The organism is Zoogloea oryzae (assembly GCF_030161255.1).
Classification (GTDB): domain Bacteria; phylum Pseudomonadota; class Gammaproteobacteria; order Burkholderiales; family Rhodocyclaceae; genus Zoogloea; species Zoogloea oryzae.
Genome location: NZ_BSPX01000082.1, coordinates 1 through 18,975, shown reverse-complemented (window position 1 = coordinate 18,975; position 18,975 = coordinate 1). Strand labels below are relative to the sequence as shown.

The 18,975-nt window shown below is 65.4% G+C and carries 17 protein-coding genes; 11 read left to right on the top strand and 6 right to left on the bottom strand.

The window, feature by feature from the left end:
- On the bottom strand, positions 1-888 hold an 888-nt coding region (locus QQK25_RS19525), incomplete at its 3' end, for a cache domain-containing protein (RefSeq protein ID WP_284189456.1).
- A gap of 14 nt (positions 889-902) precedes the next feature.
- Positions 903-1,925 (bottom strand): AraC family transcriptional regulator, encoded by a 1,023-nt coding sequence (locus tag QQK25_RS19520; protein ID WP_284189455.1) that lies wholly within the window; start codon positions 1,923-1,925, stop codon positions 903-905.
- Between the two features lie 227 nt (positions 1,926-2,152).
- Here QQK25_RS19520 and QQK25_RS19515 point away from each other — a divergent pair, with 227 nt between their 5' ends.
- From QQK25_RS19515 to QQK25_RS19495, 5 genes are all read left to right on the top strand, one after another.
- Entirely contained in the window at positions 2,153-2,917 is a 765-nt protein-coding gene (locus tag QQK25_RS19515; protein WP_284189454.1) for a 3-hydroxyacyl-CoA dehydrogenase, read from the top strand.
- 163 nt (positions 2,918-3,080) lie between these two features.
- Positions 3,081-4,280 (top strand): acetyl-CoA C-acyltransferase, encoded by a 1,200-nt coding sequence (locus QQK25_RS19510; protein ID WP_284189453.1) that lies wholly within the window; start codon positions 3,081-3,083, stop codon positions 4,278-4,280.
- A gap of 488 nt (positions 4,281-4,768) precedes the next feature.
- Complete coding sequence (locus QQK25_RS19505) at positions 4,769-5,905, top strand: acyl-CoA dehydrogenase (protein WP_284189452.1); 1,137 nt, start codon at positions 4,769-4,771, stop codon at positions 5,903-5,905.
- Between the two features lie 491 nt (positions 5,906-6,396).
- Positions 6,397-7,542 (top strand): CaiB/BaiF CoA transferase family protein, encoded by a 1,146-nt coding sequence (locus QQK25_RS19500; protein ID WP_284189451.1) that lies wholly within the window; start codon positions 6,397-6,399, stop codon positions 7,540-7,542.
- 22 nt (positions 7,543-7,564) lie between these two features.
- The gene (locus QQK25_RS19495; RefSeq protein WP_153162714.1) at positions 7,565-8,341 is read left to right on the top strand and encodes an enoyl-CoA hydratase; all 777 of its coding nucleotides are present in this window, start codon (positions 7,565-7,567) and stop codon (positions 8,339-8,341) included.
- Positions 8,342-8,407: 66 nt separating this feature from the next.
- On the opposite strand, the gene QQK25_RS19490 is transcribed toward QQK25_RS19495, so the two are convergent.
- From QQK25_RS19490 to nirB, 4 genes are all read right to left on the bottom strand, one after another.
- On the bottom strand, positions 8,408-10,147 hold the full coding sequence (locus QQK25_RS19490) for a bifunctional protein-serine/threonine kinase/phosphatase (protein WP_284189450.1): 1,740 nt from the start codon (positions 10,145-10,147) through the stop codon (positions 8,408-8,410).
- 2 nt (positions 10,148-10,149) lie between these two features.
- Positions 10,150-10,962 carry a formate/nitrite transporter family protein gene (locus tag QQK25_RS19485; RefSeq protein WP_284189449.1) on the bottom strand — a complete coding sequence of 271 codons (813 nt, stop codon included), beginning with the start codon at positions 10,960-10,962 and terminating at the stop codon, positions 10,150-10,152.
- Between the two features lie 189 nt (positions 10,963-11,151).
- The gene (gene nirD, locus QQK25_RS19480) at positions 11,152-11,490 is read right to left on the bottom strand and encodes a nitrite reductase small subunit NirD (RefSeq protein WP_284189448.1); all 339 of its coding nucleotides are present in this window, start codon (positions 11,488-11,490) and stop codon (positions 11,152-11,154) included.
- 10 nt (positions 11,491-11,500) lie between these two features.
- The gene (gene nirB, locus QQK25_RS19475) at positions 11,501-14,038 is read right to left on the bottom strand and encodes a nitrite reductase large subunit NirB (protein ID WP_284189447.1); all 2,538 of its coding nucleotides are present in this window, start codon (positions 14,036-14,038) and stop codon (positions 11,501-11,503) included.
- Positions 14,039-14,915: 877 nt separating this feature from the next.
- On the opposite strand from nirB, the gene QQK25_RS19470 reads away from it, so the two are divergent.
- From QQK25_RS19470 to QQK25_RS19445, 6 genes are all read left to right on the top strand, one after another.
- Positions 14,916-15,284, top strand: a complete 369-nt coding sequence (locus QQK25_RS19470) for a hypothetical protein (RefSeq protein ID WP_284189446.1) — start codon at positions 14,916-14,918, stop codon at positions 15,282-15,284.
- A 174-nt stretch (positions 15,285-15,458) separates the two neighbouring features.
- Entirely contained in the window at positions 15,459-16,190 is a 732-nt protein-coding gene (locus tag QQK25_RS19465) for a hypothetical protein (RefSeq protein WP_284189445.1), read from the top strand.
- A gap of 126 nt (positions 16,191-16,316) precedes the next feature.
- On the top strand, positions 16,317-16,832 hold the full coding sequence (locus QQK25_RS19460; RefSeq protein WP_284189444.1) for a DUF3592 domain-containing protein: 516 nt from the start codon (positions 16,317-16,319) through the stop codon (positions 16,830-16,832).
- Positions 16,833-16,980: 148 nt separating this feature from the next.
- Positions 16,981-17,415 carry an SRPBCC domain-containing protein gene (locus tag QQK25_RS19455; RefSeq protein WP_284189443.1) on the top strand — a complete coding sequence of 145 codons (435 nt, stop codon included), beginning with the start codon at positions 16,981-16,983 and terminating at the stop codon, positions 17,413-17,415.
- A 288-nt stretch (positions 17,416-17,703) separates the two neighbouring features.
- Positions 17,704-18,408, top strand: a complete 705-nt coding sequence (locus QQK25_RS19450) for a hypothetical protein (RefSeq protein ID WP_284189442.1) — start codon at positions 17,704-17,706, stop codon at positions 18,406-18,408.
- A 52-nt stretch (positions 18,409-18,460) separates the two neighbouring features.
- The coding region (locus QQK25_RS19445) for a hypothetical protein (RefSeq protein WP_284189441.1) at positions 18,461-18,975 on the top strand (515 nt) is incomplete at its 3' end.

The following is an 18,975-nucleotide window of genomic DNA, read 5'->3' as shown; positions in this document are numbered from 1 at the left end:
GGCCAGGGCCGCCAGCGGGCCGTCGCCCAGATCGGACACCCGCGGCCGCGCGCCCTCTGCCCCGGGCCGCGCCTCGGGCAGCCAGCCGGGCTCGGAATACGCCACCACCCGCTGCTCGTCGTCGAACAGCACCAGGTGCGAACCCGGCGTGATGCGTTGGCAGCGCAGGGTTTCGTCCAGCGTGGAGAGGCGGATGTCGGCACCCACCACCGCACTGCTGGCGGCCACCCGGCTCGCCACCGTTACGCCCAGGCGGCGGGTCGAGGCGAACAGGTAGGGCGCGGTCTGCACCGGCTCGCCGTGGCGCAGGGCCTCGGCGTACCAGCCGCGCTGGCGGGGGTCGTAGCTGCGCGGGTAGTCGGGGCGCAGCGCGGTGTGCAGTTCGTTCAGGTCGGCATCGAGATAGATGAAACGCCCCTCGTCGCCGTCGATGCTCTGGATGAGATAGGCGGCCCCCGGCGGCGCGTCCACCAGCTTCCGGTCGCCGTCGTCGGCGAGGCGCAGCAGCATGAAGAAGTCGCCGTCCCCGTAGCCCACGTAGAAGGCTGTCACCGACGGCGAGGCGATCAGCGCCTCACGCAGGCTGGCCAGCCCCTGGCGGCGCTCGGCGAGGGTCGTCGCCCGGGCCACCGGCTGCAGGCCCAGCAGGCGCACTGCGGTGCCCACCGGGCTCAGGAGGATCTCCGTCTCGACCACCGTCTGGCGGGAGATGCGCACCAGCAGGTCGCCCGCCGCCCGCTCCAGCATGTGGGCGCTGCGCGAGTACGACACCCAGGCGATGCTCGCCCCCACCGCCAGCACCAGCAGGAAGAACAGGGTCGAAATGTGGACGTGGAGCGGAAAACGGAAACGGCGCGCCACGGAGCCGGATTTGCGGTGGTTGCCCATGGCGGCCTTTGTGTTTATTGGCCGGCCACGGCGCGGCGGTATTCGCCCGGCCGGGCGCCGGTCCACTTCTTGAACGCCCGGTGGAAGGCGCTGGCTTCGGCAAAGCCCAGGTCATGGGCGATGTCGAGCACGGATTTTTCGGAGTGGCACAGCTGGCTGATGGCCAGGTCGCGGCGCAGGTCGTCCTTGATCGACTGGTAGGACTGCCCCTCGTCGATCAGGTGCCGGCGCAGGGTGGATACCGAGCTGTGCAGCTGCTGGGCGAGGGTTTCGAAATCCGGCCAGGTATCGGGCGGAATGTGGCGCAGCTGGCGGCGGATGCGCGCCACCAGGCCGTCGCTGTTGCGGTACTTGACCAGAAAGTTGGCCGGCGCGCTGCGCAGGAAGACCTTCATCGTGCGCTCGTTCTGCACGTTGGCCATGTCGAGGTACTCGGCCGGAAAGCTGATCGCCGTCTCGGCCTCGCCAAAGCGCAGGTCGGGCGAGAACAGCACCCGCCATTCGGCGCTGAAATCCGGCTCGGCGCAGCGAAAACGGGCGTGGTCGAGGGTGATGCGCCGCCCGATGAGCCAGCACGCCAGCCCGTGGAGGATGATCAGGAAGGTGCCGTAGGCAAACGCCCGCCGCGGCCCGGGCAGGCGCTCGGCGAGCACCACCCGGGCGGTGTCGCCGTCCCGCTCCAGCACGCCCTCGAAATCATCCAGCACCAGCCGGAAGAAACGCAGCGCCCGGCGCAGGGCGCGTTCGAGGGTGTCGCAGTGGATCACGCTGTGGCACAGCAGGGTGAAGCTGCCGGCCTTCATGGGGTGGGAATCCATCCCGAAGAACTCGTCGTCCAGCGCCTCGGCGATGAGGTGCCACAGGGTGGCGTAATGCACCGACGACACCCGCGCCTGGGGCGCGTCCAGCAGCTCTGGAGAGATGCCCGCCTGCTGGAGCAGCCCGTCGGCGTCGAGCCCCCGCTCGCGCACCCCGGCCAGCGCCTCCAGCACGAAGGCGATGGAAATGGTGCCCTTGTCGGAAGTGGATGCACGCATCAAAGGCCGGAAGACGAAAAAGGGTGAGAATGAGCGGGATGACAGGCGCAAGCACCTGGCTTTTTGCTGCTCTGCAATGTGGCAAATTCTACCATTCACATTGATCGATTTCGGCATGGAAGCCGGCCCCGCTTGTGCCTAAAGTTCATGCCCATTGCGGAGCGTGCCGGCCATCCGGGTCGCGCTTCCGTCCGATCGAAAAATCACAACAGAAACAGGAGCGATACATGGAGATCAAGGACAACGTTTTCGTGGTGACCGGCGGTGGTTCCGGCCTGGGCGCCGCAACTGCAAAGATGATCGTCGATGCCGGCGGCAAGGTCGTGCTGGCCGACGTGAACAAGGAAGCCGGTGAAGCCAAGGCCGCCGAACTCGGCGTTGGCGCCCGCTTCGTCACCACCGACGTGACCGACGAAGCCAGCGCCAAGGCCTGTTTCGCTGCTGCCACCGAAATGGGCACCCTGCGTGGCCTGGTCAACTGTGCCGGCATCGCCCCGGCCGAGAAGGTCGTCGGCCGCGAAGGCGCCCATCGCCTCGAATCCTTTGCCCGCACGATCAACATCAACCTGGTCGGCAGCTTCAACATGATCCGCCTCGCCGCCGAGATCATGAGCAAGAACGAACCCAACGCCGGCGGCGAGCGCGGCGTGATCGTCTCCACCGCCTCCGTAGCGGCCTTCGACGGCCAGCTGGGCCAGGCCGGCTACGCGGCCTCCAAGGGCGGCGTGGTCGCCATGACCCTGCCGATCGCCCGCGAGCTGTGCCGCTCCGGCATCCGCGTGATGACCATCGCCCCGGGCATCATGGAAACCCCGATGCTCCTCGGCATGCCCGCCGACGTGCAGGAAGCCCTCGGCAAGATGGTTCCCTTCCCCTCCCGCATGGGCAAGCCGGCCGAATACGCCGCGCTGGTCGAGCACATCTTCAGCAACGCCTATCTCAACGGCGAAGTGATCCGCCTCGACGGCGCGATCCGCATGGCAGCAAAGTGATGCAGTAAGGAGTGAGGCGTCAGGAGTGAGGAGACCGCGCGAAACGCGCAGTGCCCCTCCCCACACCTGCCCTCGCGAGACCGACGCCAGCGCACAATCACCCAGCCCGGCCTCCTCACTCCTCACTCATCCCTCCTCACCGCCCCACACAAAGGAATTCCGAATGAGCAACGCCAACGATCCGATCGTCATCGTCTCCGCCGCCCGCACCCCGATGGGTGGTTTCCAGGGTGACTTCTCCAGCCTCACCGCGCCCCAGCTGGGCGGCATCGCCATCAAGGCGGCCGTCGAGCGTGCCGGCGTGCCTGCCGACGTGGTTCAGGAAGTCATCTTCGGCTGCGTGCTGCCCGCCGGCCTCGGCCAGGCCCCGGCCCGCCAGGCCACGCTGAATGCCGGCCTGCCGCTGACCGCCGGCTGCACCACCATCAACAAGGTGTGCGGCTCCGGCATGAAGGCCACCCTGCTGGCCCACGACCTGCTGGTTTCCGGCAGCGTCGAAGTCGTCGTCGCCGGCGGCATGGAATCCATGAGCAACGCCCCCTACCTGCTCTCCAAGGCCCGCGGCGGCTACCGCCTCGGCCATGGCCAGCTCCTCGACCACATGTTCTTCGACGGTCTCGAGGACGGCTACAGCAAGGAAACCAAGGGTCGCCTGATGGGCACCTTCGCCGAAGACTGTGCCACCGCCTACGGCTTCACCCGTGAAGAGCAGGACGCCTGGGCGATCACCTCCACCACCCGCGCCCAGGCCGCCATCAAGGACGGCTCGTTCGAGTGGGAAATCACCCCCGTCACCGTGGCCGGCCGCAAGGGCGACGTGACCATCGCCTCCGACGAGCAGCCGCCCAAGGCCAACATCGAGAAGATCCCGACCCTCAAGCCGGCTTTCAAGAAGGACGGCACCGTCACCCCGGCCAACTCCAGCTCCATCTCCGACGGCTCCGCCGCGCTGGTGCTGATGCGCGCCTCCACCGCCGAGAAGCTGGGCGCCAAGCCGCTGGCCCGCATCGTCGGCCACACCAACCACGCCGGCCTGCCCGCCAACTTCCCGACCGCCCCGGTCGGCGCCATGCAGAAGCTGCTCGCCAAGACCGGCTGGGCCGCCGGCGACGTGGATCTGTGGGAAATCAACGAAGCCTTCGCCGTCGTCACCATGGCCGCCATCCGCGACCTGGCCCTCGACCCCGCCAAGGTGAACATCCACGGCGGCGCCTGCGCCCTCGGTCACCCGATCGGCGCCTCCGGTGCCCGCATCATCGTCACCCTGCTCGGCGCCCTCAAGAAGACCGGCGGCAAGCGCGGCGTTGCCAGCCTGTGCATCGGCGGCGGCGAAGCCACGGCCCTGGCCGTGGAGATGCTGTAAGGCAGCAAGCCTTCCGGAACGTCGGGTTACGCCCTGTGGGCTAACCCGACCTACGGATCAGTAACCAAAAAGCGACGACGGCACCGGGCCAACCAGAAAAGGCTCGGAGCCCAAAGAAAGCCCGTCTGATCCGCCGAGCAGCGCAGCGCCAGCCGGGGCAGTCCGGCGTCGCTGTCTGAGCCCGAAGGGCGAGTTCGCGACGTCGGCCGGCTGGCGCGAGCAACGCAGGGGAGTCATTCGCACAGCGAATGACCGGTGAAGCCGGGTCGCCTTCTTTGCCTACTTTCTTGGCGAAGCAAGAAAGTAGGTCGCCCGCCGGGGGCGAACACCCCGGCCAACGCAAGACGAAACACGGGAAAGCCGTCCCTCGGCAGCACGCAGGCAGAACAGCCAAGGGCGACTGAAGTCGCCCCTACGCGAGCCCTTCGCCGGGCAAGCCAGGACGGCCCCACGAACAACGCAACCCAGAATCCAAAGGACACCGCACCATGATCCTCACCCAAGAACAGGAAATGATCCGCGACTCCATGCGCGCCTTCGCCCAGGAGCGCCTGGCCCCCTTCGCTGCCGAATGGGACAAGCACCACACCTTCCCCGCCCAGGCCCTCAAGGAACTCGGCGAGCTGGGCGCGATGGGCATGTGCGTGCCCGAAGAGTGGGACGGCGCCGGCATGGACTACATGAGCCTGGTGCTGACGCTGGAAGAGATCGCCGCCGGTGATGGCGCCACCTCCACCATCGTGTCGGTGCAGAACTCCCTGGCCTGTGGCATCACGCAAAAATACGGCACCGACCAGCAGAAGGAAGAATGGCTCAAGCCGCTGGCCCGCGGCGAGAAGCTCGGCTGCTTCTGCCTGACCGAGCCCCACACCGGCTCCGACGCCGGCGCCATCACCACCCGCGCCGACCGCGACGGCGACAGCTTCGTGCTCAACGGCGTCAAGCAGTTCATCACCACCGGCAAGCACGCCCACATGGCCATCGTCTTCGCCGTCACCGACAAGGCCGCCGGCAAGAAGGGCATCAGCTGCTTCCTGGTGCCCACCGCCACCCCGGGCTTCATCGTCGGCCGCACCGAAGAGAAGATGGGCCAGCACGCCTCCGACACCGTGCAGATCATCCTCGAGAACTGCCGCGTGCCCGCCACCGCCCTGCTCGGCAAGGAAGGCGAAGGCTACAAGATCGCCCTCTCGAACCTCGAAGCCGGCCGCATCGGCATCGCCGCCCAGAGCATCGGCATGGCCCGCGCCGCGTTTGAAGCCGCCGTGCGCTACGCCAAGGAGCGCATCACCTTCGGCGTGCCGATCATCGAGCACCAAGCGGTCAACTTCAAACTCGCCGACATGAACACCCTGCTCGACGCCGCCCGTCTGATGGTGTGGCGCGCCGCCCAGCTCAAGGACGCCGGCAAGCCCTGCCTGAAGGAAGCCTCGATGGCCAAGATGTTCGCCTCCGAAGCCGCCGAGAAGATCGCCTCCGACGCCATCCAGATCCACGGCGGCGTCGGCTACACCAGCGACTTCCCGGTCGAGCGCATCTACCGCGACGTGCGCATCTGCCAGATCTACGAAGGCGCCAACGACATCCAGCGGCTCGTCATCGGCCGCTCCATCGCCGCCGAGTAAAGGGCGCGCCGGGCTACTGCGCGGCCCGATCTTGCGATTCCGGTACTCGCCGTACTCAAGTACGGCTGCGTTCCTCGTCGCAACCTCAGGCCGCTCGCTACGCCCTTCGCACCCTTTACAACGCGAAGGTTGTCGGGGCGAACGCAAGTTCGCCCAAAAACATAAGAAACCGCTGGCCCATCCCGAAGAGGCTCGGTGCCCGACCAAAGCCCGTCTGAACCGCCGAGCAGCACAGCAACGGGCGGGGAAGTCCGGCGCAGCTGTCTGAGCCCGCAGGGCGAGTTCTGTGCCGGCCGCCCGTTGCGAGCAGCGCAGGGGAGTCATTCGCGCAGCGAATGACCGGTGAAGCCGGGTCGCCTTCTTTGCCTACTTTCTTGGCGAAGCAAGAAAGTAGGTCGCCCGCCGGGGCGAACTCCCGGCCAACGACACGCCCAGTTGCCACCAGAAGCAACGCACCGGCAAAGACATCAGAACAAAAAAGGAGACATGCAATGGGCCCCCTCCACGGCATCAAAGTCGTCGAATTCGCCGCCCTCGGCCCCTGCCCCATGGCCGCGATGATCCTCGCCGACCTGGGCGCCGAAGTCGTGCGCATCGAACGCAAGCCCGCCCCCGGCGCCAAGCCGGCTTCTGACCTGTTCGATCCCAAGATCGACATCCTCAACAGATCCCGCCGCGTCGTCACGCTCGATCTCAAGAAGCCCGAAGGCCTCGCCGCCGCCCGTGAGCTGGTATCCAAGGCCGACATCCTCGTCGAAGGCTACCGCCCCGGCGTGATGGAGCGCCTGGGCGTGGGGCCGGACGAGAGCCTCAACGCCAACCCGCGCCTCGTCTATGGCCGCATGACCGGCTGGGGCCAGACCGGCCCGCTCGCCTCCACCGCCGGCCACGACATCAACTACCTGTCGCTCTCCGGGGCGCTGCACGCCATCGGCGAGCCCGGCGGCAAGCCGGTGGTGCCGCTCAATCTGGTGGCCGACTGCGGTGGCGGCGCGATGCTGCTGGTGGTCGGCGTGCTCGCCGCGCTCACCGAGGCACGCACGTCCGGCAAGGGTCAGGTGGTGGATGCGGCGATGACCGACGGCTCGGCGCTGCTGATGACCATGATGTACACCCTCAAGGCCATGGGCCAGTGGGGGCAGACGCGCGGCAGCAACCTGCTGGACGGCGGCGCGCACTTCTACGACACCTACCGCTGTGCCGATGGCAAGTACATCTCCATCGGCCCCATCGAGCCGCAGTTCTACGCGCTCTTCCTGCAGAAGGCCGGCATCACTGATCCGGATTTCAGCCAGCAGTGGGACCGCGCCCGCTGGCCCGAGCTCAAGACCCGCCTCGCCGCCCATCTGGCCACCCGCACGCGGGACGAATGGTGCGTGCTCATGGAGGGCAGCGACGCCTGCGTGGCGCCCGTTCTGGACATGGACGAAGCGCCCGAACACCCGCACAATCGGGCCCGCGGCACCTTCATCGAAGTTGGCGGCGTCATTCAGCCGGCGCCGGCTCCCCGCTTCAGCCGCAGCACCCCGGCAACACCCCGTCCGCCGAAGCATGGCGCCACGGGCGAAGACGTGCTCGCAGACTGGGGCTTCACCCCCGACGCCATCGACGGCCTGCGCCGTGCCGGGGCGATTTAACTAAAACACGCTTGGAGGACACATGGATTACCAGAACATCATCGTCGAGACCCGTGGCAAGGTCGGCTTCATCACCCTCAACCGCCCCAAGGCCCTCAACGCCCTCAACGACGCCCTCGTCGATGAGCTGGGCGTGGCGCTGGACGGCTTCGAGGCCGACGAGAACATCGGCTGCGTGGTCATCACCGGCTCCGAGAAGGCCTTCGCCGCCGGCGCCGACATCGGCATGATGGCCAAGTTCAGCTACATGGACGCCTACAAGGGCGACTACATCACCCGCAACTGGGAGCGCCTCAAGACCTTCCGCAAGCCGGTGATCGCCGCGGTGGCCGGCTTCGCGCTGGGTGGCGGCTGTGAGCTCGCCATGAGCTGCGACATGATCTTCGCCGCCGACACCGCCAAGTTCGGCCAGCCGGAAGTGAAGCTGGGCACCCTGCCCGGCGCCGGCGGCACCCAGCGCCTGCCCCGCGCCGTGGGCAAGGCCAAAGCCATGGACCTGTGCCTGACCGCCCGCATGATGGACGCTGCCGAAGCCGAAAAGGCCGGCCTCGTCGCCCGCGTGATCCCCGCCGACAAGCTGGTGGAAGAAGCCCTCGCTGCCGCCGCCACCATCGCCAGCTATTCCCTGCCCGTCATCATGATGATCAAGGAATCCATCAACCGCAGCTTCGAATCCGGCCTCAACGAAGGCCTGCTCTTCGAGCGCCGCGTGTTCCACTCCAGCTTCGCGCTGGATGACCAGAAGGAAGGCATGGCCGCCTTCGTCGAGAAGCGCAAGGCCGAATTCAAGAACCAGTAAGTTTCCGGTTCGACTCGGCACTCACGAAAAGGGGCTTCGGCCCCTTTTCTGCGTTCACGATGCCCGTCAATGCCCAAAGGCCCGCAGCACCAGCAGGCCCACCACCGCCAGCCCGAGCACCGCGGTGCTGCACTTCCAGAACAGCACCGGATCACGATCGATCAGCGGGGTGATGCGCTGACTCTGGAACTGCGCCCCCGGCGCCTTCAGATCCTGCACGAACTCCGAGATGACCTCCTGGCGCTTGTCCGGCTGGGGGCTGAGGGCCTTGGCGAGTACGGCATCCACCCACGCCGGCAGATCCGGGCGCAGATGGCGCGCGGGCACGTAGCGCAGGCGGCGCAGGTCGGCCGGGGTGCGCACGCGGGCAGCTTCAAGCCCGTAGGGCAGCTGGCCGGTGAGGAGCTGGTAGGTGATCGCCGCCAGCGAGAACAGCTCGCTCCGCTGGCTGCCGCCTTCGCCCAGCAGGTATTCCGGCGCTGCGTATTGCAGGGTGCCGGGCACGCCGGTGACGAGGGCGTCCCGGTGATATTCGGCGAGCCCTTCCACGTGGGCGTTGGCGAGGTCGATGAGCGTCACCGTGCCCTGGGCGTCGATCATCACGTTCTCGGGGCGCAGATCCTGGTGGAGCATCTCGCGCCGGTGCAAGGCCTGCAGGCCCTGGGCGATCTGCTCGACGATGCCGCGCACGCTCTCCAGGCTGGGCTGGGGGTTATCCACCCGCCACTGGGCGAGGGTCTGGCCGTCGATGAAGGCCATCGCCACAAAAAGGTGGCTGCGCGGGCGGTCGCCGGGCCAGGTCTTGACCACGTGGGGGCTGTCCACCCGGCGGGCGATCCATTCCTCCAGCACGAAGCGGTCGAGGTAATCGGCGTCCTGGCTCAGGTCCACCGACGGGGTCTTGATGACGTACTGCAGCCCGCTCGCCTGATCCACCGCCAGATGCAGATGGCTGCGGGCGCTCACCTGCAGCTCGCGCAGGATGGTGAAGCCTTCAAAGTCCATCCGCGGCGCGAGCGCCGGCGGCATCGCCAGCCCTTCGCGACGCAGCTGCGGATGGGGCGCGTCGCTCGCCGGCAGCGCGTCGATGCGCAGGAGCTGCAGGGTCGCGTCATCGGTGGAGCCGCGGCGGTGGGCGAGGCTCACCAGATCGGAGGCGGCGGCATCCAGATCATCCGGATGACGGCCGAGGGCGGCGTGGATGTCATCGGCCTGCAGGTGGGAGTAGGCGCCGTCGGTGGCGAGCAGGTACACCTCGCCCACCTCGGCCGCCCAGCCCCGGTAGTCGATCTCCACGTGGGGGCCGACCCCGAGCGCCCGGCCCAGATACGACTCGGTGGACGACATGCGCACCCGGTGATCCTCAGTGAGCTGCTCCAGTGCCTGGGCGTGCAGCCGGTAGATGCGCGAATCGCCCACATGCAGCAGATGCAGGTCGCGCCCCTTGAGGATCAGCGCGCAGAAGGTGCATACAAAGCCGCGGTCCTTCTCGAAGCGCCCGTCGCCGCCCATCGTCTGGGAATGCAGCCACGAGTTGGTGGCGGAGAGCACCCGCTCGGCCGCCCGGCGCACCGACCACGCCTCCGACGTGGCGTAGTAATCCTCGAGAAACGAGCCCACCGCCGTCTGGCTGGCGAGCTGGCTCACCGCGCTCGAGCTGATGCCGTCGGCAATCGCCAGCGTGATGCCCTTGCTGGCCAGCTGGTGGCCCTTGGGCAGCAGAGCACCGTGGAAATCCTGGTTGACGTCGTGAGCCCCGGCCAGGGATGCCTGGCCGAGGCTCACCCGCAGATTGCCGCTGGCCACGCTCAGGCGGCGCGACGCTTCGGCGCGGTCTTGTAGTGGGTGGAATACAGGGTGGCGCCCACGAAGGTCAGGCCGCCGACGAGGTTGCCCAGCACGGTGGGGATCTCGTTCCAGATCATGTAGTCCATGAAGGTGAAGTTGCCGCCCAGCATCAGGCCCGACGGGAAGAGGTACATGTTCACGATGCTGTGCTCGAAGCCCATGTAGAAGAACACCAGGATCGGCATCCACATGGCGATGACCTTGCCCGACACGCTGGTGGACATCATCGCGGCGACCACGCCGGTGGACACCATCCAGTTGCACATCACGGCGCGGATGAACAGGGTGAGCATGCCGGCGGCGCCGTGGGCGGCGTAGCCCACCGTGCGGCCTTCGCCGATGTGGCCGATCTTCACCCCGACGGCGTTGGGCGCCTCGGAGAAGCCGTTGGTGAAGATGATGGCCATGAACACCGCCACAGTGAGCGCGCCGGCGAAGTTGCCGGTGAACACCAGCCCCCAGTTGCGCATCACGCCGCCCCAGGTGGCGCCGGCGCGCTTGTCGAGCACCGCCAGCGGCGCCAGGGTGAACACCCCGGTCAGCAGATCGAAGCCCAGCAGATAGAGCATGCAGAAGCCCACCGGAAACAGCAGCGCGCCGATCAGCGGGTTGGCGGTATTCACCGACACGGTGACGGCGAAGGCGGCGGCGAGGGCCAGGATGGCACCGGCCATGTAGGCGCGGATCAGGGTGTCCTTGGTAGCCATCAGCAGCTTGGATTCACCGGCGTCCACCATCTTGGTGACGAATTCGGCGGGGGCGAGGTAGGCCATGTTGGTTTCCTTCGTGGTGGCCGGCAGGCTCGATCGCGCGGGGGCCGCGCGTCGGGCATTGTTGTGTGCCGGCGGGTTGATTCAGGCGATGTTGTTGCGTTGTGTTCTTCCTGCAGGTCGGACTTCAGTCCGACAACACGGCCTCAGGCAGCGGGTGTCGGACTGAAGTCCGACCTACAGGTCATGCGATCAGGCCAGCGCCACCTGCACGCGGCCGTCCTCGATGCGCACCGTATGGGCGCGCACCGAATACTCCGGCGCTTCCAGGCACACGCCATCGGCGAGGTCGAAGTGGTTCTTGTAGAGCGGCGAGGCGACCACCACGTGTTCGCCCAGGTTGCCCACCAGCCCCCGCGAGAGGACGCTGGCGCCGGATTTCGGGTCCACGTTGTCGATGGCGTAGAACTGCGTCTCGCCCACGCGGAAGACCGCCACGTGGCGCCCGGCCACCAGCGCGCTGACACCGGTGTTGGGCAGGATGTCGTCCACCGGGCACACGGTGGTCCATTCAAGGGGTGCGATGCTCATGGCGGGCTCCTCAGGCGGTTTCGGCAAGTTCGGCGGAATCGGCGGCGCGGCGCTCGTCGGGGCGGGCCGGGCGGATCTGCCCACGCTCCTCCACAAAGACGATGTGCTCGTCGGCCTTGTCGCTATTCACGAAGGTGCGGAAGCGCTTGCGCACGTCCGGGTTGGTGACGGCGGTCTTCCATTCGCACTGGTAGGTATCCACCACATGCTGCATCTGGGCTTCCAGCTCGGCGGCAAGGCCCAGGCTGTCGTTCACCACCACGTCCTTCAGGTAGTCGAGGCCGCCCTCGAGGTTGTCGCGCCAGGTGCTGGTGCGCTGCAGGCGGTCGGCGGTGCGCACGTAGAACATCAGGAAGCGGTCGATCAGTTGGACGAGGCGTTCCTTGGTCAGGTCGGCCGCGATCAGCTCGGCGTGGCGCGGCTTCATGCCGCCGTTGCCGCACACGTAGAGGTTCCAGCCCTTGTCGGTGGCGATGATGCCCACGTCCTTGCCCTGGGCTTCGGCGCACTCGCGGGTGCAGCCGGATACGCCGAACTTGATCTTGTGGGGCGCGCGCAGGCCCTTGTAGCGGTTCTCCAGTTCGACCGCGAGGCCGACGCTGTCATCCACCCCGTAGCGGCACCAGGTGGAGCCGACGCAGCTCTTCACGGTGCGCAGGCTCTTGCCGTAGGCGTGGCCGGACTCAAACCCGGCAGCGATCAGCTCTTCCCAGATCAGCGGCAGTTGCTCGACGCGGGCGCCGAACAGATCGACCCGCTGGCCGCCGGTCACCTTGGTGTAGAGGCCATACTTCTTGGCCACCTGACCCACGGCGATCAGGCCGTCCGGGGTGACTTCGCCGCCCGGCATGCGCGGCACGACGGAGTAAGTGCCGTCCTTCTGGATGTTGCCGAGGAAGTAATCGTTGCTGTCCTGCAGGCTGGCCAGATCCTTCTTCAGCACGAACTCGTTCCAGCACGACGCAAAGATGCTCGCCGCGGTGGGCTTGCAGATGTCGCAGCCGAGGCCCTTGCCGTGTTTGGCGATGAGTTCGTCGAAGCTCTTGATCTCGCCCACCTTGATGAGGTGGAAGAGCTCCTGGCGGGAGTACGGGAAGTGTTCGCACAGGTGGTTGTTCACCGCCATGCCCAGACGCGCCATCTCGGCCTTCATCACCTGGGTGACCAGCGGAACGCAGCCGCCGCAGGTGGCGCCGGCCTTGGTGCAGGCCTTCATGCCGCCGATGTCGGAGACGCCATCCGCCACCGCCGCGCAGATCTGGCCCTTGGTGACGTTGTTGCACGAGCAGATCTGGGCGCTCTCCGGCAGGGCATCCACGCCCAGGCCCGGCTTGGCCTTGCCGTCGCTGGACGGCAGGATCAGGAACTCCGGGTCGGCGGGCAGCGCGATGCCGTTGAGCGCCATCTGCAGCAGGGTGCCGTATTCGTCGGCGTTGCCCACCAGCACGGCGCCGATCAGATGCTTGCCGTCCTCGCTCACCACGATCTTCTTGTAGACCTGCTTCACCTCGTCCATGTAGCGGAAGCTGCGGCAGTTGGGCGTGCGGCCCTGGGCATCGCCGATGCTCGCCACATCCACGCCCATCAGCTTGAGCTTGGTGCTCATGTCGGCGCCGGCAAAATCGCCGCCGGGCTGGCCGGCGATGTGCCGCGCGACCACGCGGGCCATGTCGTAGCCAGGGGCCACCAGGCCATACACCATGTCCTTCCACGCCGCGCATTCGCCAATGGCGTAGATGTCCGGGTCGCTGGTGCCGCAGTGGTCATTCACCGCCACGCCGCCGCGGGCGCCCACGGCGAGGGCGTTCTGGCGGGCCAGTTCATCCCGCGGGCGGATGCCGGCGGAGAACACGATCATGTCGGTCTCGAGGTAGGAGCCGTCGGCAAACACCATGCGATGCCGGGCGCGGGCGCCATCGACGATCTCGACGGTGTTGCGGCTGGTGTGCACCTTCACGCCCAGCTCTTCGATCTTGCTGCGCAGGATGCGGCCGCCGTCGTCATCCACCTGCACCGCCATCAGGCGCGGGGCAAACTCCACCACATGGGTTTCGAGGCCCAGATCGCGCAGCGCCTTGGCGCATTCGAGGCCGAGCAGGCCGCCGCCCACCACCACGCCGGTCTTCGAGCGGGCGCCGCATTCGGTCATCGCCTCCAGATCCTCGATGGTGCGATAGACGAAGCAGTCGGCCCGGTCGTTGCCCTTCACCGGGGGCACGAAGGGCGTGGAGCCGGTAGCCAGCACCAGCTTGTCGTAGGCCAACACCTCGCCCTCGGCGGTGGTCACCGTCTTGTTCCGACGATCGATGGCCGTGGCGCGGGTGTTGAGGCGCAGCGCAAAGCCGGTCTTGTCGAAGAAGCCCGGCTCGACCAGCGAGAGGTCGTCGGCCGTCTTGCCTGCAAAGAATTCGGAGAGATGAACCCGGTCGTAGGCGGCGCGAGGCTCCTCGCACAGTACGGTGACTTCGGTAGGGGCGGCTGCGAGCGACTGAAGTTCTTCGAGGAACTTGTGGCCCACCATGCCGTGGCCGACAACAATGATTTTCATGATGAATCCTGCACGTCCTGGCTCCTGCCGGGACATTCAGGACATCCTTGCCAGTGCTCGGGAGACGAGCGGCGCAGACATCATGGCCCCCGCGGAACGCGGATCAAAGTCGGGTTGGAACAACGAGGTTGCAGACGCACACGCGCCCCACTCTCTCGGGTCCCGCCGTCGTTGGCGGAGGCAATACCGCCCGCGACGACACTGCCAGCGGGCAATCACTACTCAGCAGGTATCGTGCCAGACGGTTTTTCGCGGAAAACCAGGGGTTCGAGGGCAAAAAACAGCCCTACTGCGGTGCAGCAAGCCCCGGATTGGTGCATGAAACCAGCGCCGCCCCCCTGTAGGTCGGACTTCAGTCCGACAAGATGACCGGGGACACCAGGGGCGTTGTCGGACTGAAGTCCGACCTACAGATCGATCCACCGAGGCATCAACCCACCACCCTGCAACGCATCGCGCAGGGCTGCGAATGCTTCACGCAGGGGTGTGAATCGTTCATCACGCGGGTGTTAATGATCTACACGTCGTGAACAATCGAATACAGGCCGGTGTAGATCGAATACACCCCGTGAACATCGATCTACACCCGACTGTCGATCATCAACAGGCGATGACATTCGATCTACACCCTCGTGTAGATCATCAACACATCGTGCGCATCGATCTACAGGCACCGCGCAAGCAGATCCACCCACCCGTGCAAAGAACGCAATGAGCCCACTGCCAGCCACGCACCCGCCCACAAGGGTGCTGTCGGCAGAACATCGGCGCACCGCAAAACCCACCCGTAATGCATGCGCAATATTCCCATACCACATACCCAATGATAATATCGCGCAAACTGTATCTTTATTCACACAGCCCATAGGAGACAGCGGTGAGCGCCACCCCGAAACGCATCCCCCAACCCATCCTCGACGCCGACATCGAGACCCTGCGCGCCCTCAGCGGCATCGATGGCTACACCCCGCACAACCCCGCCTACAGCCTCGAATCCGCCATGGCTGCGCTACAGCGGATGAGCGAGTTCGAAACCGCCCTCATCCACGCTGAGAATGCCGTTGCCGCCGCCCGCAGCGCCCTCCTCAATGAGCGCAGCACCGTCCACAAGATCGCCCTGGGCGCGAAGGACGAAGCCATCGTCCTCTTCGGGCCCGACTCCGACCAGATCGTCGCGCTGGGCATGAAGAAGAAATCCGACCGCAACCGCCCCAAGCGCGCAGCCAAGGGTGCTGACAAGGGCTGATGGGCGGATGCACGGCCGCCAATGCCTTGCCAGCCTCGGCGATGCCGGCTCACGACGTGTGAGCCCGGGTTGCGAGGCCGCTTGCGACGTCACGATCGACGTCGCAGCGATTTGAGTTCAGCGATGCAAACACGAGATGCCCTCACGATGATCGCTTCCCCCATGACTCCAGCCATGCCCCGCGACGTCGCGAACGCCTGCAAGCTGCTGATCGCACTGATCCTGCTGCACGCTACATACGGCCTTGTGCAGCGGCTTGTCGACAGCCCGCCAGAAGAGCGCGGCATCAATTTGTTGATCGGCGGCATCGTTTTCGCCCTCCTCGCCCTGCCGCTGCTCTTTCTGCAGATAAAGATCAGCCAACGCAGAAACTGGGCGCGCTGGATGCTGTTCGCCGTGACACTTGTGGAGACGCTATCCACCTTCGCCACCTTGCGTGAAAGCTGGAATGAAAGCGCAGGCGATACGGTCGTCAGTGTCATCAGCGCGATGATCCTCATCGCCGTCATCGGCCTCCTCTTCGCGCGCGTCAGCAACGACTGGTTTGCCAATCAGGCCACCCCGCCCGACACGCCGCTGGAACCCGATCCGCCAGACGCCGATCCGCGCTACGTCACCAGCCTGGGATACCCATGTCCGTGCTGCGGTTGGAAGATCGCATTCCTCTCACGCGCCGGATCGGGCCTGGGCAGGCTTCCCAAATGCCCATCCTGCAACCACCCCCTCAAACCCGCCCTCTCCCTATCACGGATGATCGTGGCCTCGCTGCTGATCGTGCTCCCCCTGAGGATGGCAGGAACGGTCGTCCCGGCCCTGGCGTTTCTGAACGGATCGCTGTCGAAGATGTCGATCTTCGCGCTGGCCGTCGCCCTGGCCCTCCACTTCAAGCCCGCGCCGCAGGAATGATCGTTTCACCACAGGCCATGCTTTCCCCGTCTCCATTCCTGCGGAATGGGCATGCCGGATGTCCGATCGTCTCGTCGGCAAGACAGGGGATGGCCCATCGGCAACGGCAGTACTACAGGTTAGAAGATGCCCTATAGCTCCCCGCCCACCCGCAAAGGCGTGAGTTGCTTTGTCGGCGCGTTCTGTTCCTTCCTCGCGCTTTTTTCATTCTGGGCGCTGACGTCCTCAGTCCTTGACCTGATCAAACTGTCGGGCACATCGAAGTGGCACGCGGTGGATGGCGTCGTCGTCTCGTCGCAGGTGCGTCCGGGATGCAAGAACCTGTCGAACTATTTGCCCTCTGTCAGCTATCAATACACCGTTGAACGGCGCGAGTACCTCGGCCACCGGATCGAAATTGGCGCCGGAGCCTGCCGTTCAAAGAGCGAGGCCACCAGAATCGCCAGCGCATACCCGGAAGGTCAAACCGTCCGGGTCTATTTCGACCCTGAGGCGCCAGACGAATCCGCACTCGATGTCTCTCGTCCAGCACAAGGCACGATCCCGGTGATCACCTTTGCGCTCGTCGTCTTCGGCATTACATTCCCAGTCGCCCGCCACAACATCAGGCTGTGCACAGCGCCTCGGGCAGGTGACGCATAAGTTCGGGCATCCCGGGCTGACGCAGCCCGATCCGACACGCTTGAAGCACGATCCCCCCGCTCCACCGCCTGACAAGCCACCGCCCCAATCGCTATAGTGGGCATGCACACCCCATCCGCAAGCCATCACCCGGAGGCGACGCAAAGCCATGACCACCTTCAGCACCACCCGCTATTTCGCCGCTTCGCCAGCCACCCTCTTCGAGGCCATCCGCAACCCCGAACGCCTCGTCCGCTGGTGGGGGCCGCTGGGTTTCAGCAACCGCTTCCATGCATTCGACTTCCAGCCCGGCGGCGAATGGCGCTTCGACATGATCGGCCCCGACGGCACCGTCCATCCCAACGAGTCCCGCTTCGAGCACATCGAACCCGAGCGCCGCGTGGTGATCCAGCACACCTGCGCGCCCTTCTTCCGGCTCGCCATCACCCTCGAACCCACCGGCGACGGCACCACGCTCCACTGGGATCAGACCTTCGCCGACACCCGCATCGCCGAAGCCGTCGCCCACATCGTGAAGCCGGCGAATGAGGAAAATCTGGATCGGTTGGGGGTGGAGGTAACAGGGCTCCCGCAGATTACGTAGGTCAGGTTAGCGCAGCGTAACCCGACATGGGGCGAGTGAAGAAAGGCGAGCATGCCATGTGGCAACATCGATACGGCCAGGCCCGCGCTCCACTGATTGGTCATACGCCAGCTCTTTCCGCTATCTGAGGCCGGGGTTTATGTGCTGGACTGGGGCGTGATTCGATGTGTTATTAAAGTATCGGGCGCGAGTGAGATGTCGGCTTACGCTGCGCTAACAGTATCTACGTAAACTGCGCAGGCGCGACCTAGGCCAGCCGAGTTATGCAATAACATTTAGGTATTTAAGATGCCCGTTATATCGACCGATAGCGAAATTCGAGAGAGCGATACTATTCAACGCTACATGGATCTACCTAAGCTACTCGACTTACTGCATTTTAAGGCGCTCTACCTCCGCCGAGCGGACGGCTTCACCGATCGGTTGGAGGGTGCGCTATTCCCGTCGCTTCGCTCATCTATAAACGCCGCGCACTCTGCGCGTGAGATTCCATATGATGCAGACTATTTTTACGAACGTTCGCGTGTCGGAAACTATGTAAGTTGCTGGACGCTCGGAGAGAAGGACAGCATGGCGCACTGGCAACTGTACGCAGGAGCGAAAACAGGTGTCGCGGTGACCAGTACAATAAAGCAACTGGTGAGTACCGCTTTGTCCTGGAATCGCGATTCCGTCATCCATCGAGTCAAATACGTTGACCATCGGAGAGTCAATAAATACGTAATCGGCAACTACACAGATGTGCTTCAGTTCAAGCACGAAGCCTACACATATGAGAAAGAGCTCCGTCTTATTGTTCCGCAGGAGGCTGACCGGCAGTCAAACCCTATGAGTCTCCGATTGAAAGTACCGAACCTAGAGACTCTAGTAAGCGGTGTCGTTGTAGCCCCTGAGGCCGATGAAGAGTTCTATGAAGCCGTTAAGGAGCTATGCAGGCGGTACGACCTCAAGGCACCTGTACGCCGTTCGAAACTCACGGGTGTCCCCGTGTGATGCGATAGTTCGCATCGACTTGACCTGAGTGACCACAAAAGGTCGCTACCCCATGCCCCTCCGCTACCTCGCCGTCCTCCTCTGCTCCGCCGTCTTCTCCCTCGGCTCGGCCAAGATGCTCGTCGACGGACTGGCGAGTGGGCAGTATCGCGGCGCGAAGTCAGCGCGGATCTTCTTCAGCGCGTCGCCGATCAAGTTCAGCTTGATGACGGTGTTTTTTGTGGTGGTGTGCGTGCTCTTCGGGTATCTGGCGTGGGCCACCTTTCGCGATGGGCCGGGGAAGGTGGAGGCGGATCTGGATGCGGTGGAGGCGCAGCGCAGGGCACGGCGGGCGCTCACCCGGAACAAGGCGCAGCCATCCACAGGCGGCCTGCTGTTCAAGATCGTTGTGGCTGCAGCCGCTATTGGCGCTGGGGTGCCGTTCAAGGTGGGCCTTTCGGCCCTGCTCGGCAAACCCTTGGCGGATGCGGTGTGTAGTGGTCTAATTTCCTCGGACACCTCGATAGGTGGATCATCCACCCGTAGAGGAGAACTTGATGAAACAGAAACGCCGGGCGTTCGATGCGA